This window comes from Selenihalanaerobacter shriftii, assembly GCF_900167185.1.
In the GTDB taxonomy this organism is placed as follows: Bacteria; Bacillota; Halanaerobiia; order Halobacteroidales; family Acetohalobiaceae; genus Selenihalanaerobacter; species Selenihalanaerobacter shriftii.
Window position 1 is genome coordinate 13,956 of record NZ_FUWM01000011.1, and the last position, 26,975, is coordinate 40,930.

General features: G+C 31.9%; 28 protein-coding genes. All 28 read right to left on the reverse strand.

Going from position 1 to position 26,975, the window contains the following annotated elements; translation table 11 throughout:
* Positions 1 to 48 precede the first annotated feature (48 nt).
* A complete protein-coding gene (gene ubiE, locus B5D41_RS07225) occupies positions 49 to 768 on the reverse strand; it encodes a bifunctional demethylmenaquinone methyltransferase/2-methoxy-6-polyprenyl-1,4-benzoquinol methylase UbiE (protein ID WP_078809957.1) in 720 nt (239 codons plus the stop codon).
* A 542-nt stretch (positions 769 to 1,310) separates the two neighbouring features.
* Positions 1,311 to 2,162 carry an FAD/NAD(P)-binding protein gene (locus B5D41_RS07230; protein WP_078809958.1) on the reverse strand — a complete coding sequence of 284 codons (852 nt, stop codon included), beginning with the start codon at positions 2,160 to 2,162 and terminating at the stop codon, positions 1,311 to 1,313.
* A gap of 3 nt (positions 2,163 to 2,165) precedes the next feature.
* Positions 2,166 to 3,197, reverse strand: coding sequence for a 4Fe-4S dicluster domain-containing protein (locus tag B5D41_RS07235; RefSeq protein ID WP_078809959.1), 1,032 nt, complete (start codon positions 3,195 to 3,197; stop codon positions 2,166 to 2,168).
* A gap of 29 nt (positions 3,198 to 3,226) precedes the next feature.
* A complete protein-coding gene (locus tag B5D41_RS07240) occupies positions 3,227 to 4,204 on the reverse strand; it encodes a 4Fe-4S binding protein (RefSeq protein ID WP_078809960.1) in 978 nt (325 codons plus the stop codon).
* A complete protein-coding gene (locus B5D41_RS14385) occupies positions 4,201 to 4,644 on the reverse strand; it encodes a hydrogenase iron-sulfur subunit (RefSeq protein WP_159442917.1) in 444 nt (147 codons plus the stop codon). Before B5D41_RS14385 ends, B5D41_RS07240 begins: the two co-directional genes overlap by 4 nt.
* A complete protein-coding gene (locus B5D41_RS07250; protein WP_078809961.1) occupies positions 4,635 to 6,611 on the reverse strand; it encodes a CoB--CoM heterodisulfide reductase iron-sulfur subunit A family protein in 1,977 nt (658 codons plus the stop codon). The genes B5D41_RS14385 and B5D41_RS07250 overlap by 10 nt, the downstream gene beginning before the upstream one ends.
* Before the next feature lie 26 nt (positions 6,612 to 6,637).
* The gene (locus B5D41_RS07255; protein ID WP_078809962.1) at positions 6,638 to 7,501 is read right to left on the reverse strand and encodes a CoB--CoM heterodisulfide reductase iron-sulfur subunit B family protein; all 864 of its coding nucleotides are present in this window, start codon (positions 7,499 to 7,501) and stop codon (positions 6,638 to 6,640) included.
* Entirely contained in the window at positions 7,501 to 8,067 is a 567-nt protein-coding gene (locus B5D41_RS07260; RefSeq protein WP_078809963.1) for a 4Fe-4S dicluster domain-containing protein, read from the reverse strand. Before B5D41_RS07260 ends, B5D41_RS07255 begins: the two co-directional genes overlap by 1 nt.
* 330 nt (positions 8,068 to 8,397) lie before the next feature.
* Positions 8,398 to 9,576, reverse strand: a complete 1,179-nt coding sequence (locus B5D41_RS07265) for an RnfABCDGE type electron transport complex subunit B (protein WP_078809964.1) — start codon at positions 9,574 to 9,576, stop codon at positions 8,398 to 8,400.
* 106 nt (positions 9,577 to 9,682) lie between these two features.
* Positions 9,683 to 10,261, reverse strand: a complete 579-nt coding sequence (gene rsxA, locus B5D41_RS07270) for an electron transport complex subunit RsxA (RefSeq protein WP_078809965.1) — start codon at positions 10,259 to 10,261, stop codon at positions 9,683 to 9,685.
* A gap of 59 nt (positions 10,262 to 10,320) precedes the next feature.
* Positions 10,321 to 10,923, reverse strand: coding sequence for an electron transport complex subunit RsxE (gene rsxE, locus B5D41_RS07275; protein WP_078809966.1), 603 nt, complete (start codon positions 10,921 to 10,923; stop codon positions 10,321 to 10,323).
* A gap of 2 nt (positions 10,924 to 10,925) precedes the next feature.
* Positions 10,926 to 11,471 carry an RnfABCDGE type electron transport complex subunit G gene (locus B5D41_RS07280; protein WP_078809967.1) on the reverse strand — a complete coding sequence of 182 codons (546 nt, stop codon included), beginning with the start codon at positions 11,469 to 11,471 and terminating at the stop codon, positions 10,926 to 10,928.
* On the reverse strand, positions 11,471 to 12,397 hold the full coding sequence (locus tag B5D41_RS07285; RefSeq protein WP_078809968.1) for an RnfABCDGE type electron transport complex subunit D: 927 nt from the start codon (positions 12,395 to 12,397) through the stop codon (positions 11,471 to 11,473). Before B5D41_RS07285 ends, B5D41_RS07280 begins: the two co-directional genes overlap by 1 nt.
* An 11-nt stretch (positions 12,398 to 12,408) precedes the next feature.
* Positions 12,409 to 13,737, reverse strand: coding sequence for an electron transport complex subunit RsxC (gene rsxC, locus B5D41_RS07290; protein WP_078809969.1), 1,329 nt, complete (start codon positions 13,735 to 13,737; stop codon positions 12,409 to 12,411).
* Between the two features lie 372 nt (positions 13,738 to 14,109).
* Positions 14,110 to 14,466, reverse strand: a complete 357-nt coding sequence (locus B5D41_RS07295) for a (2Fe-2S) ferredoxin domain-containing protein (protein WP_078809970.1) — start codon at positions 14,464 to 14,466, stop codon at positions 14,110 to 14,112.
* Positions 14,463 to 15,017 (reverse strand): ATP-binding protein, encoded by a 555-nt coding sequence (locus B5D41_RS07300; RefSeq protein WP_078810057.1) that lies wholly within the window; start codon positions 15,015 to 15,017, stop codon positions 14,463 to 14,465. Before B5D41_RS07300 ends, B5D41_RS07295 begins: the two co-directional genes overlap by 4 nt.
* A gap of 18 nt (positions 15,018 to 15,035) precedes the next feature.
* Positions 15,036 to 15,776, reverse strand: coding sequence for a PHP domain-containing protein (locus tag B5D41_RS07305; protein WP_078809971.1), 741 nt, complete (start codon positions 15,774 to 15,776; stop codon positions 15,036 to 15,038).
* 11 nt (positions 15,777 to 15,787) lie between these two features.
* Positions 15,788 to 16,120: a DRTGG domain-containing protein gene (locus tag B5D41_RS07310; protein WP_078809972.1), complete on the reverse strand. Its 333-nt coding sequence runs from the start codon at positions 16,118 to 16,120 to the stop codon at positions 15,788 to 15,790.
* A gap of 27 nt (positions 16,121 to 16,147) precedes the next feature.
* Positions 16,148 to 17,446 carry a [Fe-Fe] hydrogenase large subunit C-terminal domain-containing protein gene (locus tag B5D41_RS07315; RefSeq protein ID WP_078809973.1) on the reverse strand — a complete coding sequence of 433 codons (1,299 nt, stop codon included), beginning with the start codon at positions 17,444 to 17,446 and terminating at the stop codon, positions 16,148 to 16,150.
* A gap of 18 nt (positions 17,447 to 17,464) precedes the next feature.
* Positions 17,465 to 18,367: a CBS domain-containing protein gene (locus B5D41_RS07320; protein WP_078809974.1), complete on the reverse strand. Its 903-nt coding sequence runs from the start codon at positions 18,365 to 18,367 to the stop codon at positions 17,465 to 17,467.
* A gap of 5 nt (positions 18,368 to 18,372) precedes the next feature.
* Complete coding sequence (locus B5D41_RS07325) at positions 18,373 to 18,729, reverse strand: DRTGG domain-containing protein (RefSeq protein ID WP_078809975.1); 357 nt, start codon at positions 18,727 to 18,729, stop codon at positions 18,373 to 18,375.
* 137 nt (positions 18,730 to 18,866) lie between these two features.
* Positions 18,867 to 19,391: an SPOR domain-containing protein gene (locus B5D41_RS07330; RefSeq protein ID WP_159442918.1), complete on the reverse strand. Its 525-nt coding sequence runs from the start codon at positions 19,389 to 19,391 to the stop codon at positions 18,867 to 18,869.
* A 152-nt stretch (positions 19,392 to 19,543) separates the two neighbouring features.
* A complete protein-coding gene (locus B5D41_RS07335) occupies positions 19,544 to 20,833 on the reverse strand; it encodes a bifunctional folylpolyglutamate synthase/dihydrofolate synthase (RefSeq protein ID WP_078809977.1) in 1,290 nt (429 codons plus the stop codon).
* A 272-nt stretch (positions 20,834 to 21,105) separates the two neighbouring features.
* Complete coding sequence (locus B5D41_RS07340) at positions 21,106 to 22,419, reverse strand: TolC family protein (RefSeq protein WP_078809978.1); 1,314 nt, start codon at positions 22,417 to 22,419, stop codon at positions 21,106 to 21,108.
* 48 nt (positions 22,420 to 22,467) lie between these two features.
* Positions 22,468 to 22,929, reverse strand: a complete 462-nt coding sequence (locus tag B5D41_RS07345; protein ID WP_078809979.1) for a S1 RNA-binding domain-containing protein — start codon at positions 22,927 to 22,929, stop codon at positions 22,468 to 22,470.
* Positions 22,930 to 23,138: 209 nt separating this feature from the next.
* Complete coding sequence (locus tag B5D41_RS07350; RefSeq protein ID WP_078809980.1) at positions 23,139 to 24,224, reverse strand: Fic family protein; 1,086 nt, start codon at positions 24,222 to 24,224, stop codon at positions 23,139 to 23,141.
* A gap of 118 nt (positions 24,225 to 24,342) precedes the next feature.
* A complete protein-coding gene (locus B5D41_RS07355; RefSeq protein WP_078809981.1) occupies positions 24,343 to 25,983 on the reverse strand; it encodes a hypothetical protein in 1,641 nt (546 codons plus the stop codon).
* A gap of 1 nt (position 25,984) precedes the next feature.
* A complete protein-coding gene (locus tag B5D41_RS07360) occupies positions 25,985 to 26,746 on the reverse strand; it encodes a hypothetical protein (protein ID WP_078809982.1) in 762 nt (253 codons plus the stop codon).
* Between the last annotated feature and the right edge of the window lie 229 nt (positions 26,747 to 26,975).

The following is a 26,975-nucleotide window of genomic DNA, read 5'->3' on the forward strand; positions in this document are numbered from 1 at the left end:
CTCTCACCCACTCTACCTTAAATAAAATTCTAATATAAAACTAACATACTAGTGGGGCTTCTCGCCAACATGAACAGCAACAATTCCACCAGTTAATTCATAGTATTGTACATTGATAAGCCCTACATCTTTATGAATTTGTGATAATTTATCTTGATTTGGAAATTCTTTTAACGATTTAGGTAAGTAATCATAAGGCCCGCGCTTACCATAGATAATTCTTCCTAATAATGGTACGATATTATTTAAATATAAGTAATATATATATTTAAATAGTTTTACTTTAGGTTTAGCTAAATCTAAAGAAATAACCTTTCCTCCTGGTTTTATAACTCTTGTCATTTCAGATAATACTGTTGAAATATCTTCAACATTCCTTAGGACTAAAGCATTAGTTGCCACTTCAAATTCATTATCAGAAAACGGAATATTCATTGCATTACCTACTTTAAACTCAAGTGAATCATAGTATTTATGATCTTCCAAATCTTTTTCTGCTTTCTTTAACATATTCTCACTAAAATCCATACAAACAACAGTACCTTGATCATCCATAGACCTAGCTAACTCTAAACTTAATCTACCTGTTCCTGCTCCTACATCTAGTACTTTATTTCCTGGCTTTAAATCTGCTTGCTTGGCAACAAAATAGCGCCAATACTTATCAAGCCCAAATGACATTAGCTTATTTAATAAATCATATGTTGGGGCAATAGATTGAAACATTTTATATACATAACTTTCTTTATCTTGACTATTAAAAATCATTATTTACACCCCAGTCCGTAATTTCCTACAATTAATTCCTATTTATGAATTATATTTAATAGTACTAATTCCCCTTTAACTAAAAACATTGCTTGTTTATTTAAACCAACGTCTAGATTAATACTTTCCTCCTTTCTTGATATCTATTTGTCTTGATGTACTCCATCAAACTTAATATAAATTAATCATTTGATAATAGCAACTATATATAATATATGTCATATATTATATGCTTAATAATAGTAAATTTAATTTTGAGAATAACAGAATTATACTTTCATTAAATATTATACTACTCCCAATTCTAATGAAATAATTTAATTCTAATTTAAGAATATATTCACTATCTAATTTTATTCTTGATTTTAACACTAATTTCCTGCTTCTATTCTAATTTTTTATATAATTATTTTTATTTTAGCAGTAAACTGCTATTTCTTGGTGCCAATATAATCTTTTAAAATAAATATCTATTCATTAAATAAATAAAAAGGGACTTTGATATCAAAGTCCCTTTATCAATACTACTTCTCAATTTATTACTAAAACTCCTTGTCAATCGGTAATTCTTTTAATTCTGTTAAATCAAATACTGGCCCATCAAGACAGACATACTTACTACCTATATTGCAGCGACCACATTTACCAATGCCACACTTCATATTTAACTCTAAAGTGGTTATAATCTGTTCATCTTCAAAACCCATTTCCTGTAGTGCCTCTAAAACAAATTTAATCATAATTGGTGGACCACAAGTAACGGTCATTTTATTTTCTGAATTAGGATCGATATCCTTTAAATAATCGGGAACATATCCTGTTCTTCCATCCCAATCATCATCTTCATCAGCATCATCAACAGTTAAGTGAACATCTACATCATCAATTTCAGGCCACACATTAAAAATTTCATCTTTAAAACATAAATGTTCTGGAGAACGAGCTCCATAAATGATATCTATATGTCCATAATCTTCACGATTATCAAAAACAAAATTAATTAAAGACCGTAATGGAGCTAAACCGATTCCTCCAGCAATAAATACTAAATCTTTTCCTTTCATATCTTCATATGGAAAGTTATTTCCTAATGGCCCTCGTAAAGCTATTTTATCTCCTTCTTCAAATTCATGAATAACATCAGTTAATTTACCTACTGCTGCAATACTGAATTCTAAATATTCACTTCTAGTCCGAGGAGAAGTAATGGAAATCATAGCTTCTCCAACACCCATAATAGAAAGTTGAGCACATTGTCCTGGTTCTTGATTAAAGTTTTCCATCATTTCTTCATCATCTAACACAACTTTAAATGTCTTTATTTCTGCTGACTCATCTCTCACATCGATAATCGTCGCTGAATATGGTCTTAATGGATTATCACAATTACACATAAACTATGCCAACTCCTTTACATCAGAAATGACTTGAGTAATATCCAAATTCACTGGACATTTCTCTATACAACGCCCACACCCTACACATCCTGCGTCACCATAACGATCATCAAAGAATCTTAATTTATGCATGAAACGTTGTCTAACTCTTTCTCTCCTAGTCGGACGTGGGTTATGATCTCCTGCTGCTTCTGTAAAATCAGGAAACATACAAGAATCCCAACAACGATATCTAATGCCTTCAGTTCCTCTGCTATAATCTCTAATGTCATAGCAGTGACAAGTAGGACAAACATAAGTACATGCTCCACAACCCAAACATTTCAAAGATAACTCTTCCCAATAGTCATCCATATATACTTCTTCCATTCGTGCCTTAATATTATCAATCTCTACTGATAACTTCATTTTATTATTCATCTCTTCAGTCTTCTTTTCTTTATCAGATTCAGAATACTTATCATTAAAATATGAACTATTATTAGAAATTAACTCTTCACCTTTATCTGTTAATACTTCTACTAAGTAATCATTATCTATTTCAGTTAACATTATATCAGCACTACAAGCTTCAGTTGGAGAAAGTCCCTCTAAACTATTACAGAAACAATAAGGCCCTGGTTTTTGACAAGAAAGCCCTATAATAGTCGTCATCTCCCTTTTATCTGTATAGAATGAATCACTAAATTTTCCATCCTCATCAAAAACTAAGTCTAATAATTCAACGCTTTTTAAATCACATGGCCTTGCTCCAAACACCACATGCTCTTGCTCTGCTGCTGGCAAATCTTCAATCTCTAACTCAGTAATCTCATTTTTGAATTTAAATAATTCTTCAGTTTGTGTAAAAAACCAATCTTTGACTGGCGTTACAGTATTCTGATATTCAAAGGCTATCTTATCACTTGAATCCACATCCTTAAATAATAAAACATCATCTTCAGCTTCTACAGGGGCAATTACTCTTTTACCCAACATTAAAGAATCTAAAAAATCACTTAACTTATCCTTAGTAAGTGCTTTAACAGTCATCAATAAACCTCCTTTAAATTGTTTAGTTCTTACATAAATTCCTCCGGGTCTTCTGTTAAGAATGTACCTAAAGGAGGCGGATTATCTATCTCCTCTTCATTAGTAGCTACTTCATTGATTCCAAATAATTCATCCATATCTAAAGTTACTTTTCGATTTAACTTCTGAATTGGAAGCCCTACTGGACATACTCTTTCACATTCTCCACAGTCTATACATCTTCCTGCTACATGAAAAGTACGTGTGATATGAAAGGCTTCATTATCAGAAAGACTCTTTCCTTTAGCCAACCAAGTAGATCTTTCATCTCGGTCAAATACACAATCTCGACAAGTACAAGCAGGACAAACATTTCGACATGCATAACATCTAATACATCTATCAAAATGTTCTCCCCAGAATTCATCCTTTTTTTCTGCTGATTTTTCTGCTAATTCTGCTACCTCCTTGTCCCTATCCTTATCTTGTGGTAACTCATTAACTTCATCACCAATTACATTATCAGCAATAACTGGATTAGGAAAACTACAATCTAAGCATCTAGAAAGTAATGCTTCTTCTCTAGAAAAGTTTTCGCTTCCACTTTCAGTCTTAACTATAACTTCACTATCAGTTACTTTTGCTTCAGTAATAGTCGTAATATCAATCTTACCTTTAATCTTATTAATATCTATATTTCCAGCACAAGGAAGACCTATTACCTTCAATTCTTCCCGCTTAATTTGATTATCTTGTAGTAATCTAACTACTGCTCGAGAATCACAACCTTTAACAAAAACTGCTATCTTATCTTCATCATGATCTTCTTTTTTAGTTAATAATTTAGGTAAATTATTAACACAAAAAGGATTCCATAACAGATTTTCTGTCTTCTCTACAGTGTCAGCAAAAAGAGGAGTCGTACGACAAGCGTAAGTTCCCTCTTTATAGCCAAGAACTAACTCTACTTCATCATTGTCTAACAATTCTTTAGCTTTATTACGCACTAATTCCGTCTCTTTACTCATTGCATATCCCTCATTTTCTTATTCGGCCCTAATTTTTTGATATTTTCAACAATTTCAGTTGCAGTATCAGCAAATTTCTGTCCTTCAGAACCTGAAATCCACTTAACATATAGACGTTCTGGATTAAAACCAACATACTCTAGAAGACGTTTCATGACTAAATAACGCCTACGAGTAAAGTAATTACCACTATCATAGTGGCAGTCACCAGGATGTCAGCCAGCCACCAACAATGCATCTGCACCTTTTTGGAAAGCCTTTAATATGAATTGTGGGTTTACACGTCCAGAACAAGGCACTCGAATAATTCGTATATTAGAAGGATATTCTAGTCTGCTAGTACCAGCTAAATCTGCTCCAGTATAACTACACCAATTACAGCAAAAAGCCACTACTACAGGCTCCCAATCTTCTTGATTAGGCTTTGGATTTATTGACATATAGCTTCCACCTCCGCCAGAATTTGTTCATTAGAGAATCCTTTCAAGTTCATGGCACCAGGTCTACAAGTAGCAGAACAAGTTCCACAACCAGCACATAGACTGTCATTAACTTCTACTACCATGCGAGTACCCTCTTTACCATGATTTCGCTCTGTAATTTCTTTTTCAGAAATTGCAGAGTATGGACAAACCGGTACACAACGTAAACAACCTGAACATCTACTAGTATTACATACGGCAGTCATTGGATCATTCTCAATTTCATCTTTGGAGATTAAATTAATCGCTTTAGCAGCTGCACCACTGGCTTGAGCTACAGTTTCTGGAATATCTTTAGGCCCTTGACATGCTCCAGCTAAAAAGATACCTGCAGCATTAGTTTCTACTGGCCTTAATTTAGGATGAGCTTCTGTCATAAATCTATTCTCATCATAAGAAATCCCCATCATTTGTGCTACTTGCTGAGCATCTGAATTAGCTTCTACTGCTGTAGCTAAAACAACCATATCAGTCTCTAAAACAACTTGTTCAGCTAACATTGTATCTTCACCTTTGACAATTAATTTATCTCCTTGTTTATATATTCTAGAAACCCGTCCTCGCACATAATCTGCCTCAAACTGATCAACAGTTCTTTTATAAAACTCTTCATAACCTTTCTTAAAAGCCCGTACATCCATATAAAATACACTAGAATCTATATCATAATGTTCTTTAAGATATGTAGCATGTTTAGCAGTATACATACAGCAGATTCCAGAACAATACTCATGACCTTTTTGGCCATCTCTTGAACCTACACATTGAATAAATGTAACATGCTCTGGTTTCTTCTCATCAGAAAGCCTTTTGACTTTTCCTCCTGTTGGACCAGAAGCATTCATTAATCTCTCTAAGTGTAAACCAGTAATTATATCATCATACTTGTCATAGTTATACTCTGGATATCCAGTTGGATCATAAAGGTCATAACCTGTAGCAACTATTACTGCTCCAATTTCTTCTTCTACAAATTCAGCTTCTTGTTCGAAATCGACTGCATCTTTAGGACATAGCTTCTGGCAAACGCCACATTTACCTGTCTTAAAGTATAAGCAGTTATCTCTATCAATTACTGGTACACTTGGTACCGACTGTGGAAATGGAATATAGATAGCTGATCTATCTCCTAAGGCCATATCAAACTCATTAGCAACTGAGCTTGGACATTTTTCCCAACAGATCCCGCACCCCATACATTTATCTTCATCTACAGATCTAGCTTTTCTCTTAATAGTAGCCTTGAAGTTACCTACATACCCTTCTAACTTATCTACTTCAGAATAAGCATATAAGGTTATATTTGGATGTCCTGATACATCAACCATCTTAGGTGCTAAAATACAGATGGAACAGTCTAAAGTAGGAAATGTCTTATCTAACTGTGCCATCTTACCTCCAACAGTCGGTTCTTTTTCCACAACTACAACTTCATGACCGGAATCAGCTAAATCTAATGCAGCCTGGATACCGGCAATACCGCCTCCAACCACCATAGCCCTTCCGGTTACATCAGCAGTAGTTGTCTGTAATGGAATAGCAAATTCTGTTTTTTGCACTGCTCTTCTTACTAAAGCTATTGCCTTATCAGTAGCTTTATCTTCATCATGATGAACCCAAGAACATTGCTCTCGTAAATTAGCCATTACTAATGTATATGGATTTAATCCAGCACTAGCTATCGTCTTTCTAAAAGTAGGCTCGTGCATTCTTGGTGAACAAGCAGCTACTACTACTCGATTTAAATTATGCTCTTCAATAGCTTGTTTAATTTCTTCCTGTCCTGGTTCTGAACAAGTATATTTATAGTTACAAGAATATACAACGTTTGGTAGTTCTCCTATTCTTTCAGATACTTTTTCTACATCAACTGTACCTGCTATATTAGAACCACACCAACAAACAAATACTCCTATTCGTTTCATAAATCATCTCTCCTGCTTTTTAGAATTTATCCAACTAGTGACCCTAATAACTCTTCAGATTCAACAAAGTGTCTCTTAAGTCCTAGCTCTTTAGCACTAACGCCTAAAGCTAAACCGATTAGCTGCGTAAAGTAGAATATAGGCATATTAAAGTCATTACCATACTTCTCATTAATCTGTTCTTGACGCATATCTAAATTGGCATGACATAACGGACAAGCAGTTACTATACAATTAGCACCTGCTTCTTTTGCAGCATTTAATATATCTCTACTTAATTTTAATACTATTTCACCCCGTGGCATTACTAAACTTCCGCCACAACACTCAACCTTGTGAGTCCATTCAACTGGTTGAGTACCAATTACTTTCATTAGTCGGTCCATACTCTGCGGATTTTCAGTGTCATCAAACTCTGTTACCTCAGGAGGTCTAGTTAATAAACATCCATAATAAACAGCAGGTTTAATATCACTTAACTCATTACTAACCTTCTGTTTAAGTAAATCTATGATTCCATCTTCAAATACTTCAATTAAATTTAAAACTTCAATATCAACATCATAATCCATTTCAATGATATCATTAACTGTGTTCTTTAATTCACTATCTTCTGCAAGCTTTTTGTTAGCTGCTTTAAATCTATTATAACAAGCCGCACATGGGGCTACTACATCAAGTCCTTCCTTCTCAGCAATTGCTAAATTTCTAGCAGGTAAAGCTAAAGGAAGCAAATGACTAGTAGTATGAGCCGGAGTAGATCCACAGCAATTCCAATCAGGAATCTCTCTTAACTCTACATCCAACTTTTCCATAACTAACTCAGTAGCCATATTATACTCTTCAGCCATTGAATGGAGAGAACACCCTGGATAGTATGCGTACTTCATTACTTATCACCCTCCATTCGTCTAACCTTATTAAATATTTTTTGAACTTCATTAATCCCTTTAATCTTATCTGGAGTCAAACTAATCTTATTCTTCAAAAACATCGGTAGACCTAATTCAGCATCTTGCATTAAGTTACCGCTTTTCATATTGTATTCTATAGTCATACCCATTTCGAAAACTCTACCGCCCTTCTTAACTGAATTTAAAAAGACATCATGAAATAAAGCAACATTTTTTTCTTTTGGCTTTACTCCTTCATGTCTAGCTTCAATTCTTAATGAATCCATTATTGCAGCTAAGTCTACTTCTCGAGGGCAACGAGCTGTACAAGTAGAACAGGTAGCACATAACCAAATCGTTGAATTGTTTAACACTTTATCTTTCATATTCAATTGAACCATACGAACGATCTGTCTAGGAGCATAATCCATAGCATAACTAAGTGGACATCCTCCAGTACACTTACCGCATTGATAACAACTTTTTATACTTTGACCACTCTCTGTTTCAATCTTCTCTTTAAATCCCTGGTTCTTATTCTTTACAGCTGATAAGTTTATCATAACAATCCCTCTTTTTAATGAATTTTAAAAATATTTAGAATAAAAATTAAAACCAAACCATTAATACCTCTAAACATTGCCTAATAAGACTTCATCCTATTTATCACTTCTCGCCTACTCCTGAAATCTCACCTCCTTTTATTACCATATATTATTAGTATATGATATAAATGGATAAATATATTAAAATATATCACAAAATACTAAATTGATTAAATTTACTGAAAATTTAATTATGAAATAATTCACTTCTTTTTATTATTATTAAATGTAAAAAAGAGACTTTGTCACCAAAGTCTCTTTCTCAATAATTTTAAATTTAATTTTATTTTAATCTACTTCTATTGCCTCTGTCGGACATGCATCCACACAATTTTCACATTCAACACAGACCTCTGGATTAATCTCATGAATTTCTCCTGCTTCACCACTAATAGCTTCTACAGGACATTCCTCCACACATACAGTACAGCCTGCACAGGCTTCAGTAATTTTCACTTTACATCCACTCTCATCTATTGCAGCAGATTCGTCATCTGTTTTATCTTCTGTTTTATCTTCTGTTTTATCTTCTGTTTTATCTTCTGTTTTATCTTCATCTTCATCTTCATCAGATGAAGCAACTTTTAAATCAGGCCTATCATCTTTTTTCTTATTTTTCTTATCTTTCTTATCTTTCTTTTTCTTCTTCAATTCTGCATCTGTTTCAATAACATTAATAGTATCCATTGGACAAGCTTTAACACATGCCCCACAATTAATACAGTCATTATAATCTAAAACAGCTAAATTATTTTCCATAGTTATAGCATCTACAGGACACTTTTTAGCACAAATCCCACAGCCAATACATCCTACCTTACATACTTCTTTAACACTTTTTCCCTCATTATGCGAACTACACTGAATATGCACTTCTTTATCCTCACGAGCCAAAGTGATAATTTCTTTAGGACATTCATCCACACAATTTCCACAACCAGTACATTTCTCATCAATAATCTCTGGTAAGCCATTATCATTCATCTCAATCGCATCAAATGGACAGATTGCTGCACAATCACCAAAACCTAAACATCCATATGCACAAGATTTATTACCATTGCTAGCAATATCAGATGCTTTACAACTTTGGATTCCTTGATAATGTGAACGTTTGAATGTTTCTTGATTACCACCATGACATAAAATCCGAGCTACACTCCCAACACTATCATCACCAGTATTTGCTCCCATAATTTCTGCTATCTTGTCAGCTACTTCACTACCACCAACAGGACAACCGTCCACTTCCACATTACCTTCTACTACTGCTTCAGCAAAACTACCACAACCTGGTTCTCCACAAGCACCGCAATTAGCACCAGGTAGAGCATCTTCAATATCTTCTATTCTAGGATCTACTTCTACAGCTAATTTTACTGAGGCAATCGTCAGTCCACCAGCAAAAACTCCACCTAAAATTGCCATACTTGGCACTGCTGTTTTCAACAAACTCATATAATCCATTAATTATCTCACCTCCGTTTGACGATGAAAGCTAGAATTAATTACAAAATATATCAATACTATATCGTAATTCCTAATTGAAATCAAACATATTAAGGAATTACTATTACATTGCAATCATACCGGAAAAACCCATAAATGCCATAGCCATCATACCGGCTATAAGTAAAGTCATCGGAGCTCCTTGTAGTGGTTCAGGAACATCAGCGAATTCTAAATTCTCTCGCATTCCTGCCATTAAAACCATAGCTAAAGTAAAACCAACCCCGGCACCGAATCCAAAAACAGTACTCTCAATGAAACTATATCCTTTTAAAGGAATTATCAAAGCTAAACCTAAAATCGCACAATTAGTTGTAATTAATGGTAAGAAGATTCCTAAAGCTTTATACAGCGGTTCACTAATCTTCTTTACTGCCATTTCTGTTAACTGCACAAAGGATGAAATTACTAAAATAAAAGATACATACTGTAAATATGGTAAACCAAAAGCATCAAGAACAAAAGTTTGAACAAACCAAACTACCATTGCTGAAGTAGTCATTACAAAGGTTGTAGCTAAACCCATACTAAAAGCAGTAGGAATCTCTTTGGAAACACCTAAAAATGGGCAAATGCCTAAAAATCTGGCTAAAATAAAGTTATTAGTAATGGCTGCTCCAATAAATATAAGTGCTAACTCCATAATTGGTTAACCTCCTTCTATGTTAATTCAATAATTTTAATTAGTTAGATTTAATAAAATTAAGCTCCAGCAGGTGAGTCATTCCGAATTGCATTAAAGATTGCTAAAACTACTCCTAAAGTTAAAAAAGCACCGGCTGGTAAAACCATAATAATCCAAGGTGTAAACCAATCTCCCATTACCTGTACTCCAAAGATTGTTCCAAATCCAAATACTTCTCTAATAATACCTAAGAAAGTTAAGGCCCAAGTAAAACCAACACCCATTCCTAAGGCATCAGAAATTGCATAATGGACTGGATTTTGCGTAGCAAATGATTCTGAACGTCCTAAGATTAAACAATTAACCACAATCAATGGAATGAATAAACCTAAAAGCTTATGAACTTCTGGGAAATAAGCTGCCATTACATAATCAGCAATCGTTACAAAGGTAGCAATTACTACGATATAACAAGGGATCCGAACCTTATGTGGAATTACCTTTTTAAAGATAGAGTTAACTATCCCACCACCTAATAGCACAAAAGCAGTAGCTAGCCCCATGGCCAAACCATTAACAGCTGTATTAGTTACCGCTAAAGTAGGACACATTCCTAAAAGCAAGATCCAAACCGGATTTTCATCCCATAAACCCTTGAAAAATTCTTTCCATAATGACATATTTATTCACCCCCACCCTCTACAGATTTAACCTTCTCAATAGTATTTTCAATAATATCACTAACTGCTTGTGAAGAAATTGTTGCACCAGCAATTGCTTCTACATCATCTTTTGCTTTAAAATTATCGGAAAATGATTTATTATCAAACTGATTTTCAAACGATGGTTCAGTTATTCTTGCTCCTAAACCAGGTGTTTCTAAATGACTTAAAATCTTAATTGCTAAAACTTTATCATTTCGAAGATCCATACCTAACATTATCTTAATAATCCCCTGGAAACCAGGTCCTTCAGTCTCTATGGCTGTTCCTACTAAATTACCATTATCATCATAACCTTTATATAATTCAAGACCATCTTTATTTACTGTTTCATACTTTACAGCCCCTGGAAGTACATTTAAAATAGCTTGCTTCTTCATTTTAGCTGCATAAGCATCGATCTTAGGCTTAGTAAGCGCAAAAGTAAAAGTCAAAACTGTAGCTGATACAATCATAATAATAGTTAATACAGCAACCATTGCTACTTTAGAATCTTCTTGAGCCATTATTCAGCCACCTCCCCATATACAGTTGGAAGAGTATATTTATCAATAATTGGTACAAACATATTCATTAAAATAATCGAATATAAAACCCCTTCTGGATAACCACCATAAAGTCTAATTAATACTAATAAAACTCCTGCTCCAATTCCAAAAATCCAGCGTCCTTTCTTAGTAATTGGAGTGGTTACCATATCTGTAGCATAAAAGAAAGCACCTGCTAATAAACTTCCTGCTAATAAATGAAAGATAGGGTCCTGCCCTAAAATAGTTATCAGTACCACAACAGTACCTAAATAACTGAATGGAATTCTCCAATCAATATAACCTTTATATAATAAGTATAATCCACCTAATAAGATAGCTACAGCAGAAACTTCACCTAAAGAACCACTAACTGTTCCCATAAACAAATCACTATAAGGCGTTATTTCCCCTTGCATCTTCATTAAATTTAAAGGAGTTGCTTGAGATTGAGCATCAACAAATGGTTTCTCCCAAGTAGTCATTAATACTGGAAAAGATGCTAATAAAAAAGCTCTTCCGATTAATGCTGGATTAAAATAATTATAACCTAATCCACCAAATATCTGTTTACCTAAAACAATTGCTACTACAGTTCCTACTACTGCTACCCATAAAGGTAACTCTGGAGGTAAACTCATTGCTAATAATAAAGCAGTTACTAGAGCACTTCCATCATCAATTGTAATTTCTACTCCCCTAATCTTCTGGAATAATGCTTCACTAACTAAAGCCGTTATAGTACAAGTTAATATTAACCATAAAGCATGTAAACCAAAAGTTCTAACAGCAATAACTAATGCTGGCACTAATGCTAAAACAACGTTATACATAATTTTAGAAACTGAATCGTCATCTTTAACATGAGGTGCTGGAGTTACTGTTAAACCTCTTCCCTTACTCATTCTTTGCCCTCCTATTCATCATTTTTTCTCTCTTCTGCAGTTAATATTGATTTGCCTAACTTGATCCAATGTAATAAAGGAATTTTAGCCGGACAAATATAAGAACAAGAACCACATTCAATACAATCAAAGATATTATAATCATCTAATTCAGTAATCATATCTACTTGTGCTAGTTTAGATAATGTAATCGGCATTAAAGATACTGGGCATACATCTACACATCTAGCACATCTAATACAATGCTTAGGTTTAAACTCATCAATTTCATCTTTCTGGAAGATCAAAATTCCAGAAGTTCCTTTAGTAGCTGGAACATCAGTAGAATGTTGAGCAATCCCCATCATTGGACCGCCTAAAATTACTTTACCTGTATTCCCTTTAAATCCTCCGCATTGTTCAATTAATTCATCTAATTTAGTCCCTAAACTAAAAACTAAGTTTTGAGGGCTTTGAACTCCAGACCCAGTTATCGTCACAGTCCTTTGAATTAGAGGCATTCCATTATTTATTGCATCAGTTATGGCTACAGCAGTCCCTATATTATTAACCACAACTCCTACATCCAAAGGTAATCCTCCCGATGGTACTTCACGATCAATGCACGCTGTTATCAATTGCTTTTCTGCGCCTTGTGGATACTTAACTTCTAGTGGAATTACTTTAATATTTGGCTCATTTCTAACTGTCTCTCTCATAACTTCAATAGCATCTGGTTTATTTAATTCAATTCCAATATACCCATTATCAGCTTCTGTCATTTTCATAATTGCTTTTAAACCATAAACAACCTCATTAGGCATCTCTAACATTGTACGATGGTCAACAGTCAAATAAGGTTCACATTCTGCTCCATTTAAAATTACTGTATCAACATTCTTATCATCTGGAACAGAAACCTTTACATGGGTAGGAAAAGTTGCCCCACCTAAACCAACAATACCAGCCTCACGTACTATATCTCTTAATTCTTGTGAAGATAAACTTTCTATATCTCCTTTAGGTTCTACACTTTCATGTAAGGTATTATGTCCATCTGAACTAATAGTTACTGCTACTGTTTCACTTCCATCAGCAGTACTAACCGGACCAATATCTATCACTTCCCCGGACACACTAGCATGAATCGGTGCAGAAACAAAACTATCACTATCTCCAATCTTTTGACCAGCTTTTACTTTATCACCAACTTCAACAAGTGCTTCACATGGAGCACCAATATGTTGTTGAAGCGGAATAACTACTTCTTCAGGTATTTGTGCTGCTTTAAGACTCTTGCTAGCAGTAGCTTCTTTTTTGTAACAAGGATGCACTCCTTGTTCAAAAGTTTTTGCTTGCATTCTTTCACCCCTTTTGCTTTTTAATTCAATTTACTCTTATATATAACTGTAGTAAATGAGCCTCAATCCAAATATATAACTTCTATAAATACTGCTTAAAACCTTTTAATTTTAGATAATTTAAATTAATTATAGTTCTATTGTTGTAAATATTACTTTCATTGAATAATATTTGAATTTATTATACAATTATTACTAACTTTTCAAATGTTACTAATTATGTTTGCCATTATTTAATAATTTTATAAACTATTATGACAGCCCTACTTACTTAAGTTATTAAAATACTTATACATAGACATTATGATTTCTTACTATAATAATATTTGTCATCATATTAAACAATGAAATATATCACACTCACAGTTTATTTTATTGAATAACTAAATCATTTACTACTTCATCATTAACAATATGTTTAGTAACTATTTCTCGTGCCTCTTTAGAACCAACCTTACCATAAGTTACCGAATCCTCTCCTTGTTTCTTCACCTCTATTATAGGTTCTTGATTACATAAACCAATACAACCTGTTTGAGAAATTGTAACATCATTAATTTCTCGCTTGTTTAATTCATCTAAAATAGTATCTAACGTCTCTCGAGCTCCTGCTGCAATACCACAAGTTCCCATGGCTATAGTTATTCTTGGACCAGCTTTGTCTTCACGAATTTTCATTTCTTCTCTAGCTTTCTCTTTTATTTGCTCTAATTCTTCTAAAGATTTCATTTAATTTCTTCCTCCTTTAATATTGCTAGATTTTCTACTAAGTACTCTCTAATAAATTTTATAACTGATGATTCATTTAAGGGAATATCTTCTAATTTTTTACGTAATTCCTTAGTGTCAAAAACAAATTCTTGATCATTAATTATATGTTGATAATATATATCTAACTCTGGATTACCTTGAATAATAGTTGTAAGAGTTCCCTCTATATTTCCTAAAGGAGCACGATCGATATGATCATGTTGAAAAGTAGCTTTAACTGTCGTCCCTTCCCCTTCTTGAGAATCTATGATTAAATCCCCATCGCATCGTTTAGCTGCTGTTTGAAATAGTGGCAAGCCTAAGCCTACATTCCTAGTCGTTCTAGTCGTCTTAAAGGGGTCTAAAACATTTTCCAAAAAATCTTTAGACATTCCATTTCCATTATCCTTAATTATTATTACCAATAAATTATCATCTAAGTCTTCATTTATCTTTATTTTAACTTCTGTTGCATCTGCTTTAATCGAGTTTTGTACCAAATCTAAAATATTTAAAGATAATTCTTTCACCTCTAACTCCTCCATTAATCACTCTAAAATCATAACTTTTCTCCCACCTTCATTCTTAAAAGCTAAAATCATCTCAGACAAAGAAGGTTCAGCCAAAGTTAATTTTAAACTTGGCTTTAAATCATGTAAAAAATGAGCATCCGATGACTTAATTACTTGATATGACTTTAATAAAGGGAAATCATTATATAACTTATCTAAAGAATCTTTATTATAAATCTCTATAATAGGAAATTCAATCCCTGCTGGAATAAATCCTAAATTAGTTAAAATGCTGTATTCCTTCTTATCTATGTGTGCTGGAAATATAATTCCATTTCTATTAAGTACCTCTTTTACAATTTGATGTACAGAAAGATTTGCTGAAACTAATAATAATCTCTTTACTCTAGATATGAACTTATCATCTTGGTCAGTAAGTAACTGAGGGCCAAATAAGTCTTCATCATTATTTATAAAAGGTAAGTTGTCGTAAATTAATTTTTGAAAAGATTTAGCCTCTTTAAGGTTAGGAAATAACGAAACTAAATGAACTCCTTCTTTACTTTCCACCTCCATGCCTGGAATAATAGTAAGATCATAATCTTTAGCTAATTCCAAAGCAACTTCTAAATTTCCAATAGAATTATGATCAGTAATAGCTAAAATATCTATCTCTCTAGCTAAAGCTGTATCAATAATATTCTGAGGTGTCATAATAATATCACCACAAGGAGACAAAACAGTATGAACATGAAGATCTACATAATAATCTATCATTATAATACTCCTTAAACTCCTAAATTATACAACCGACCTGCTACTTCATAAATTGATAAATCAGTAGTTAATATTGGAATATCTTCTTGACGAGCCTTATTAATAGTTTCGGTATCTACTTCAGCCCCACAGGCTACTACTATACCTGATAATTCTATTAAAGAAGCAACTGCTACTATATTTTGATGAGTTTGGAGAGTAATCCATAGATTTCCAGGTTCTGCTTGTCCCATCACATTACTTAATAAATCAGAGCAATAGCCTCCTGTTACTTGTTTATCTAATTCCACTGACTCTATTACTACTTCTAATTCTAATTCATTAACTATCTCCAATAATTCCAATCTAACCCCTCCTAAAAATTAACCTATTTAGACTAAATCATTTATTTGCTGGGATAACTTGTTTATCTTCTTTTTTAATATAATTATACAATCTTCTATTTGAGCAGAATCATTAATTATATCTTCAGCTAAAGCTCTACAACTTGGTGCTCCACAAGCTGTACAATTTAATCCAGGTAATTTATCTTCTATTTTCTCTAACTTATCTAATTTATTAATAGCCTTTTTAATATTATTATCTAATCTATCACATGAGCTTGGTTTTAATATCTTAGAAATACTATACTTACCTTGACTATAATTATTAATGATTTTTTGCTTATTGATCAGGTCACTTAAACCATCTTTGGATAAGTCTTCACTAATATCTTTTATAATCGATTGAGAAATAAAGCGGTTTTTAAAATTTAAAGGGCCACCTATACACCCTCCTGGACAAGCTGCAAATTCAAAAAACTCTACTTCTTGTAAATGACCTCTTTCTAATTCTTTTAAAACAGAAATTACATTATCAATTCCATCAACGGCTAAACTCTTATTACATTTTTGACATAATGCTTTTTGTCCTCCACTTATAACCCAATTAACACCCTTCTTAGAAGCTCTCTGCAGCTTAGGATTAGCCTCTACATCATTAAGGAATTTTATTAATGGCCTATAGATATCCATTACTGAAATAGCACCATCAATATAACTATCTTCTAAACCTAAAGGAGCATTAATTGCGGTAATCTTTGCTGAACAAGAAGTAATATAAAAAATCCCAATACGATCTAACGGAATTCCTAACTCTTTAGCTTTTCTCTCTTTTATTGTCCTTGCAAGAATCTCCATTGGTTCTTGTAACGGAATAATATTAGGTAAAAACTCAGGAAAAGAAACTTGTATTAATCTTACTACTGAAGGACACGTAGCAGAAATTAATGGTGAGGTTTCTGGCCGTTCTTCCAAAAATTTAAGCAAAATAGCATGCAGAATATCAACTCCTACCCCTACTTCCCAAACATCATCAAAACCTAATTCTAATAGGCCAGCTAAAATTTTAGCTGGAGAATATTCTGCTTTGAATTGTCCATAAAGCACAGCCGTAGGTAAGACAATATTATAATCATAATTATTTAATTCCATTAAGGAATCTGTCAAAACGTAATTAGCATTCTCTTCACAGACTTGCACACATACTCCACAGTCTATGCATTTTTCATCTTTTATAATAGCTTCAAACTCTCTAACCCTAATTGCATCTGTAGGACAACTTCTTACACAGTTTGTACAACCATTACATTTAGTCTTATCCAACTTAACAGAATGAAAGTTTGTGGACATTAATGAATCACCACTTTTTTATAAGTATATTGTAATCTCTAATCTTGTTCCTTTGTCAACTTTAGATTCAATCTCTAAATCGTCTGCCCAACGTTCAATATTTGTTAACCCCATGCCAGCACCAAAACCTAATTCTCGCACATGTTCAGAAGCTGTAGAGTATCCTGGCTCCATAGCTAAATCAACATTTTCAATCCCTGGTCCTTCATCCTCAACTATAATTTTGATCTCTTCAGGAGTTATTTTAGCTAATATTATTCCTCGTCTTGCATGAATAACTACATTCATTTCTGCTTCATATGTTACAATTGCTGCTTTTCTGATTGCAGTTGACGGTACTCCAACTTGCTGTAATACTTCTTTTATTCTACTAGATGCTTCACCTGAGTTACTAAAGTCTCCACCTTCAATTTCTATTTCAATCTGTAGATTATCTCTTTCTTCTTCATCTATTGAATCGTTAACAAAGAAGAAATTCTCTTCTTTACTTGCTTTTTCTACTTCTTCTAGTAACTTTCGCGTAATATCTCCTGGAGTGATAATCCCCATTAATACATCGTTTTCGTCTATTACAGGAAGCCTACCATATTTATGTTTTTTAAATTTTCGTAAAGCTTCAATTACTGAAATATCATGCTTAATTGTTATCAACTCTGTACTCATGAGGTTACTAAGGTTATCTTCTAATCTATTCTCCTCTAATCCTCTAATTATATCATCTATACTAATAATCCCTTTTAAATGTCTATCACTATTAATAATTGGAATTCCCGAAATCTTTCTTAAACGCATTATTTCCTTGGCATTCTTAAGTTTATTATCAGGCCTAAGCGTAATTACATCATTAGTCATAATATCCTTAACTGTTAAATCATTAGCTAACTTTTCAACGAATTCAAGATTTACTGAGGAGTTTTTCAAAGTAATTATTCCCCCTTTAATTTATCTCCTTTTATTCCTGCTTCATATAGTTGTCCACAAGTCTCATATAATGAATGCTCAGTATATAATAAAGGAATATTGCTATCCTCAGCTAATCTAACTGTTTGGTCATTTGGCTTCTTTCCTCTAACAAAAATAATCGCTGATAAACCTAACATTTCAGCAGTTCTAATTACTTGTGGTTTAGTTAATCCAGTTAATAATAATGTCTTTTCTGCAGAAAAAGCTAATACATCACTCATTAAATCCGCTCCACATACCGCTAAAATTTCTAAATCTAACTTATCTTCACCGAATATTACCTCTGAATCTGTTATCTCTTTTATATCTTGGAGCTTCATCTTGTAGTTCCTCCTCTCTAAACACCACTAACTAAAGGCTATATTAATTTTATTATTATACTTAATATATACAATATTCTTATTTAGAATTCCTGCACTAAAATAAAGAAAGCCCACTTGTAAGTGGGCTTTTAATATTAATGAGCTATAAAAACTGGAAATCCATCTTTCTTTAATTTGCTTTCTAATTTAGCAGCTGCTTCGCTAGTTTCGAATGCACCTACCTGGACTTTATAAGGATTTTCAGAAGTAATATAAGCTGAGTATCCATTACTTTTTAATTGTTCTACCCGTCTTTTAGCATTATTATGATTATTAAAAGCACCTACTTGAACTATAAACAACCCGCTATTATCTTGTACAACTCCTGTTTGACTATGTTTAACTGCATTATCTTCTGCCATAAAATTATTCTGAGTATTAGAATTACTTTGAGATGAATCCTTTTCAGTGTCATTTTCCAACTGAGCAGTATCAATCTGTTCTTCTAAAACGACTTTTTCGCTGGATACACTTTTAATTTGATCATCTGATGATGTAACATATCCAATCATCCAGCTCCCTAAAAAGTATCCAACAACACTAGCTAATAATGACATGACTACAACCATTGCTGCCAGCGAAACCCCTGATTTTAACTTAGGCCTATCTAGCTTCATCATCACCACTTCCTTCATTAAGGTTTTCAGTTCACTCTATTTTAACTCTCTATTATTACATCAACCCCCTTTAAGATTTTAAACACCACTTCAATATTATTTCTAGTAAATCTCCTCCTAAAAGACTTCTTACTAAAATACTATGCAGCTAATTTTTAATTTATTATGTTTTTTACTAAAAACTTTCTAGCTTCTGCTATAGTATAGAGTGAACCACTAACACTAATTAAATCTGCTGAATCAGCTTCTTTAATTGCTTCCTGCACTGCATCAGCTATATTAGGAACTACATCTACTTCCTTACCGCTGTTAGCTAAAATTTCTGCCACTTCATGAGGATCAGCAACTCGTTCATTAGTATTTTTAGTGATAATAATTCTATCAGCTAATGGAGTTAAAATATCTAACATTTTTTCTACATCTTTATCCCCCAGTATACTTAAAATTAAAATCAGTTCTTTATAATCTAAATCCTCTTGGATTACCTTTCTTAATTCGTAAGCTCCATCAGGGTTATGAGCACCGTCTAGAATTACTAAAGGCTCCTCACCTAAAAGTTCTAACCTTCCAGGCCATTCTACTTTTTTAAGACCTCTTTTAATCGCTTTAATATTGATCTGAAATTCATTAGGTAAAGCCTCTATTATTCCTAAAGCCATACCTAGATTCTGTTGTTGATACTGCCCTAATAAAGGAATTTTTAAATTCTCATCAATTTTCTTCCCTTCAACTCTAAAATGCTGTCCTGTTAAGTCTCTTTTTAATCTTTTTACTTTTAAATCTTTCTTAACTTGAATCATATCAGCATTTCTTTCTTCACAGATATCTTTTAATTTATTTAATGCTTCATCATCTTCAACAGCTGTTACTAATATGCTATCTTCTTTTATAATTCCACCTTTTTCAAATGCTATCTCTGCCATGGTCTCTCCTAGATAATCTGTATGTTCTAAACTAATATTAGTAATTCCAGCCACTAAGCTATTCGTTGCATTAGTAGCATCTAACCTGCCGCCAAGTCCTACTTCTAATACAGCTATATCTACTTCTTTTTCAGCAAAGTATTTAAAGGCTATAGCAGTGACCACTTCAAAAAAGGTCGGATGACCTAGCCCATCTGCTTCTATCTTATTTAAATAAGGCTTAACTTCCTTAGTTATCCTCTCTAATGCTTCTGGTTCCATATATTCACCATTAATTCGCATCCTTTCATAAAAAGAAATAATTTCAGGTGAATTATAAGTACCTACTCGATAGCCAGCTTCTGCTAAAATAGAACTAACCATAGCTGAAGTAGAACCTTTGCCGTTTGATCCCCCTATATGAATAATATCTAATTCTTCTTGGGGATTTCCTAAGTATTCTAATAAAACTTCTACTCTTTCTAATCCTGGATTAATACCGAATTTACTCAAACTATTCAAATATTTAACTGCTGAACTCATTATCTTCACTTCCTTTTTTATGTAATATTTAACAGTTACATAATCAGTTGATTATGACAAAAGTTTGCTTATTTATTAATTCTAGGTTTTGTTTAGAATACCTTCTTACTTCATTGCTTCGTTTAATATTATCACTTTGCATTATTAAACCCCCTTTTTCCTTATTCTATTATTTAATAAAACATAATAAAAATCCCCCCGCTATAATTAGCAAAGGGAAAATTGTCTCTTATCTTAGATTTTAGCTTTAACAACTACTGTATAAATTATAGTCAAAACTCTAAGATGCCTAGTAACTTAATTAATTCATACTTGCTCAACAGTAGTTCCTGCTCTTTTCTCTTCAGATCAAGCTGATCTTCTTTTACATCTAGTAATTCTGAATCATAATCTAATTGACTTAAATCTTTGCTTGCAAATTCTTCTTTAATATTTTCTAATTCTAAATTACTTCTTTCTAATCTAAGTCTTTCTTCCTTTACTTTCAGCTGATTAACTGTTATTTCTCCTACTAACTGATCTATTTCTGTTTTCAACTCTTGTAGATGCTCATGTTCTTCCCGATCTAATTCTTCTAAATCTGTTGCTAATTCTTCCCGGGCCAACTTATCATTACTTCGATTAAACAATTTATCAGTTATATTCAAAGCTACTTGCCATTTATCATTAGCAGAATTATAATCAGCAGCAATATCTACTGTCGGTTCTTCTTCATTCTCTTGCCATTCTTTTTCTTGTTTGATCTGCTCTCGCTCTAATTGGTGGATCCATAATTCTTTGCTATTTTCTGTAGCCAACTCTAATAACTCATCTCTATCCTCAAAACTAGGTAATTCAATTTCGATTTTGGCTATGGATTCTAAATCAAATTTTTTATTTGTTGCCACCTCTAACTCTTCTGCTTCAATCAATCCTAATTCTTGTAGCAACTCTCTATAGCGTTTGTGGTAATCATTTTTAGTTTCTTCCCAATATCGCTGAGCCTTAGTTAAATCTATTTTAGCCTTAAGTATATCTTGACGATCATTTACGCCTGCTTGATAATCTTCTTCTTTCTTTAACTGTCGTTGTGCTATCTCATATTTTTCTTCTTCAATCTCTTCTTCTATTTTTAATTCAATTAAGCGAAAATAATCTGCTAGCCAATCTACTACTTTCTTCTGTCGTAATTGCCATAGCTTAACCCTTGCTTTAGCTTGTCTAAGTCTAGTTTTTAGATAATACTTTTGATTTTTCCCTAATTCAAGCGGATAAATCTGTTGTTCTAAATTCATAGCAAAATTAATATTATCCATACTTAAACCATCTTCTACTAGCTCCGCCTCTTTTAAATAAAGTTCTGGGTTGATAGTTAATCCCTTAGCAAAGGTCTTTTCTAACTCTAAAGAAGCCATCTTTTTACGGGAAGTAGTTCTAATATTATTGCTGACAAGTCTTCCCTCTAGACCAGCTTCCAACTCCCAGTCATCTCTTTGCTTAATCTCCTCCAATTTAAGCTGCAAACTATCTATTTTCTCTTTAGTTTTTAAAATCTGATGATTCCTTTTTAAACCTAGTTTAACAGCCTCTGTAAAAGTTAACTTCATTATTATCACTCTTTCTGATTACTCAATTTTTCTAAAAGCAAAATTTCTTTAAGTAATTTTAATTCCTTCTTCAGTTATATTTATTATCTTTTCTTTATAGAGTCCACCAATAGCTTTTTTAAAACTCCCTTTACTTATTTGCAACTTTCTCTTTATCACTTTAGGAGAACTATTATCATTTATAGCTAAAAACCCTCCATTATTCTTTAACTTTTCCAGTATCTTTTGCTTAGCATCTTCTATTCTTCCATATCCTATTTTTCTTAGACTTACATCAATTTTGTTATCTTCTCTTATCTTTTTAATATATCCTTTAGTCTTATCTCCAATTTCTAAATCTTTGTAAATATCATTTTCATATACCAAACCATAATATTTACCATTAATTATTACTTTTACTCCTAGGTCAGTAAACTGATCAACTACAATATTAACTTCATCTCCATCACTAAAACCTACATTTTCGGGAGCTAATTCTATATCCTCAGCTATTATTTCTCTTTTATTCATTCCTTTAACACCTCATATAATAAATTTATTGTATTTAACTACATAATTATTATAAACTTATTTAAGAACAATATCAATCTTATGATAGAATCAGTTGCATTATTTCTGCATTATCAATATACTGCTGAACTATAAGATTTCCAATTAAGAAACGAATACGATCATCTTGATGATTTCACATTAACTCCTTATGATCCTAAATTTGACTTCTAACGTAATAAATCAAGTAAATTGTAATAATAATATTTTCTATTTCTCATCTTATTATCAGAGTATATAATCTGTTTTTCTTCTAAAATTGACAAATATCTTCTGCATGTAGAGTCAGGAATTCCTGCTAATGAACTAATTGTTTTTACATTAAAAATAGGTCTTTGAAACATACTCTTAATCAGGTCGACTACATTAGTACTATTAATTAAACCCATTGTCTTCTCTAAATCTTTTTCATAAAGCTTATCAATTTCTTCAATAGTGTTAATATTTTTTAATGCTTGTTTATTTACACTTTCCAAGAAAAAATTTACCCACTCATCCCAATTTTCTTCCTTTCTTGTTCCATTAAGTAATCTATAATATTTATGTTTATCTTTTTCTAAAGTTTCACTTATAAATAAATTAGGAAAATCAATCAAACCAACATCATATAAATACAGTGGAATCAAAATACGCCCTATTCGACCATTCCCATCTAAAAATGGGTGAATAGTTTCAAATTGAGCATGGATAATTGCAATTCTAACTAAAGGATGTAAATCATCATTAGGTTCATTTATGTATTTTTCTAAATTAGATATACAATCATCTACTAACTGTGGTTCTGGTGGTACAAAGGTTGCTGTTTTCATTGTACAACCTTCTGGACCTATAAAGTTTTGTATTGACCGATATTCACCTGGTGCTCTACTTTCACCTCTTACACCACCACTTAATAACATTTTATGAAGCTCTTTGAACATTCTTGTTGAAATAGGCAATCTAGATAAAGCCCGCTTGCCATACTGCAAGGCTTCATAGTAATTTAATACTTCTTGAGCATCATCATTTTTTTCTTTTTTATCAATATCAAATTCTAAAACTTCATCAAAAGTAATCTGTGTACCCTCTATCTTAGTTGATTGAACTGCCTCTTGTAAACTCAGTGGAGTAATAAGAAAATCTTCATTTATTTTTGATTTTTTCAACATTACCTCATATTTTCCAACATTCGTATTAGCAGAAATCAACTCATCATAAAATTCTAAAGGATTTATGTAATCATCTATTGGTAGTTCAACCGGCACAAATGATTTCATATCAAAATCATCTCCTCACCATTATTTTCAATTTATATATATTATTATAATACATACTATTATTATGGTCAATTATTTTCAAAAAATACATTATTGAAAATAAACTATAAGTTTTATTCTATCCATAGTATTCTTTTCTACTCATATATTTCGTACCATCAATCTTTTGAATTACTATCCAGCCATCTGTTTTATTCTCTTCTTTCTTATCTCCCATGCTATCTTGATTAGATATAGCTACTCCAGATTTTTGATTATTATTCTTCTTCTCAGCCATTCTTTTTTCTGCTTTTTGTTTAGTCTTCTCTTTTTTAGCCTGTTCTTTCTTCTTATCTTCTTCGGTTATAAAGCTTTTGAAGAACTCATGACTTTTCTTAGTATCTGGTGAATTAAATTGTTGAGGCTTAAAAGCTGCTATCAATCGCTTCTTTAACTCTAAATTTGTTAAATCCTTATTATTATCTCGCTTATAACCAGCTTTCTTATATCCACCTAATTCTACTATTACTTTTTCTAATATTCCTTTACATCTATTTATGAACTCTTTTATTGACTTATATAATTCATCATCTTTACCTTTTGCTTTCTCTTCTTCCTTCTGCATATTTACTACTAACCTATCCATTAAAGGAAATATTAGAACATCAGTATGCTCTTCAATTTTGGTTATACTGTTATATATTGGTCTTTCTGTATCTAATATTAGCCCGTATTCTTTATCATACTTTTTTAAAAATTCTTCACTTACATTATCTAAAAATTTACCTTTTCCCTCTACTTCTGTTTTTATTTGTTCTACTGGATCTTGCCTTAAAATTCCTAATATTTTTTCTATCTTAACTTGTTTTTTATTTCCTAAATCATTATTAGAAGGACTAAATTCATTTTCGTATTTTTTAATTGTTTCTGTAACATTTTTATTATTTCTTCCTTGATTACTATCTAAAAACTTCAATATTCCATCTTTAGTAGCTTGATTTAAGTTTTGTTGTTTCCTATTACACAACCCATATAAACCAAATTTCAGAGAGTCTTTGTAGCGTCTATTAGCTAATCCATCATCACCTTCCGCTTTTTTATCTTCCTTACCATCTATATATTTCCAACCTGATTTATGAGAATTATATCTAATCTCGTACCAAGCTTCTGTTTTATAATAGGCTTTATCCTTTTCACTAATTCCATTTTTAATATAATTTTTGAGTGCATTGCTTAATCCAGAACCTATTAAAGTGAGAGCATTATAAACACATGAATATGTAGCAATTTTTTCATCCATTGATAAAGATTTGATAATTTCTTTAGCTTTATCTTTAGTTAATCCTGCTTTTAACCTAAGTCTATTTATTAAATAACCTTCATATTCAGCTTGTGTTATCTTAAATAATTCTTTTGCTTGAGTCGCTGTGATTGTTAGTTTATTTAAAATAGTTGCATTATCTTCAACTATCTTTTTAGCTACATTTTTATTATCATTCTCTAATTCAATTATCACATTATCTAATATATTTTCTATTCTTTTTATATCAAGCTCAGTTGGTAAAGTTATACCTGCTTTATCTAATGGCCCTTTTATGGCAAAAAGATTTTCTCTAATACTCCATTTGTCATCATTTTCAATCAATAAAGCAAAACCGACTCCAATAGTAGGAACCCCAGAACTACAAGTGTATATATTAGCTTTATACTTTCCCCCTTCTTCAACTTCCTTCATATAAGCATATAAATCATCAGTATTTATTATTAATTTCTCATCCATTCTAATTTGCCTCCAACTCTATTGTAGATTTAAGAAATACTAAACTTTCTTTAGCTTTTTTGTTCCAACAATAAAATTTTATAATAGCCATTATATCCCAGTCCCAGACCTCATAAATATAGTATCTGTTCTTATATTTAATTATCCCTGTATAATTTTTTGTTCTTTTTTTATTCTTCCCTACGTATTCTGCTTCTATTACTTCCCCACCAATTCTATGTTTAGTTTTTTGATAACTATTTTTTATCTCTTTTTCATTTAAAACATCATAAACTGCTCTCTTAGATAATTCCTCTTCATTCCAGTATCCACTACTATAAAACACATCTTCTTTTCCATTCTCTTTATTATTATCAAAATCTATTTGATAAACTTTAAAGTTGTAATGAGGAAATTTGATATTAAATATTATATATTCATCTTCAATTTTTTTAGTTCGCGCTAATATAAAATTGAATTTTAGATATTTATTTAAATACTTCTGAAGTTTTGGATCTTTAATATCATCTGTTTTATAGTCCGGTAGTACAAATTCTACATTTCCTTTTAGAAAATCTTCATAAAATTCTTTAGCAAATTTATCATTATCAGATAGATATCCTTCAAAATTATCTGTATAATCTCTTAATTTATATTCTAACCCTTGTAAGCTATCTAAAAATTTCAATAACTCCTCTTCATTTGCTTCTGCTTTCTGCTCACAACCAATTAATACTAACATCATACTTATTATAATCCCTAAAATTAATATCTTTCTTTTCATGTTTACTCTCCTCTCTCTTCTTACATCATTAATACTTACATAATAAGAATTGGTCTTTTATTAATAATACACTATTGATTTATTAATCCCCTGCCTAACATTTAAATATATAACCACTATTACAAAAATATGTTATTTAACAAGATTAACTCTATTAATTTTAAAAATAAATAAGATAGAACAAATTCAACACATATCTTCTGTTTGTCATTAATTTAAATTTAAGTAT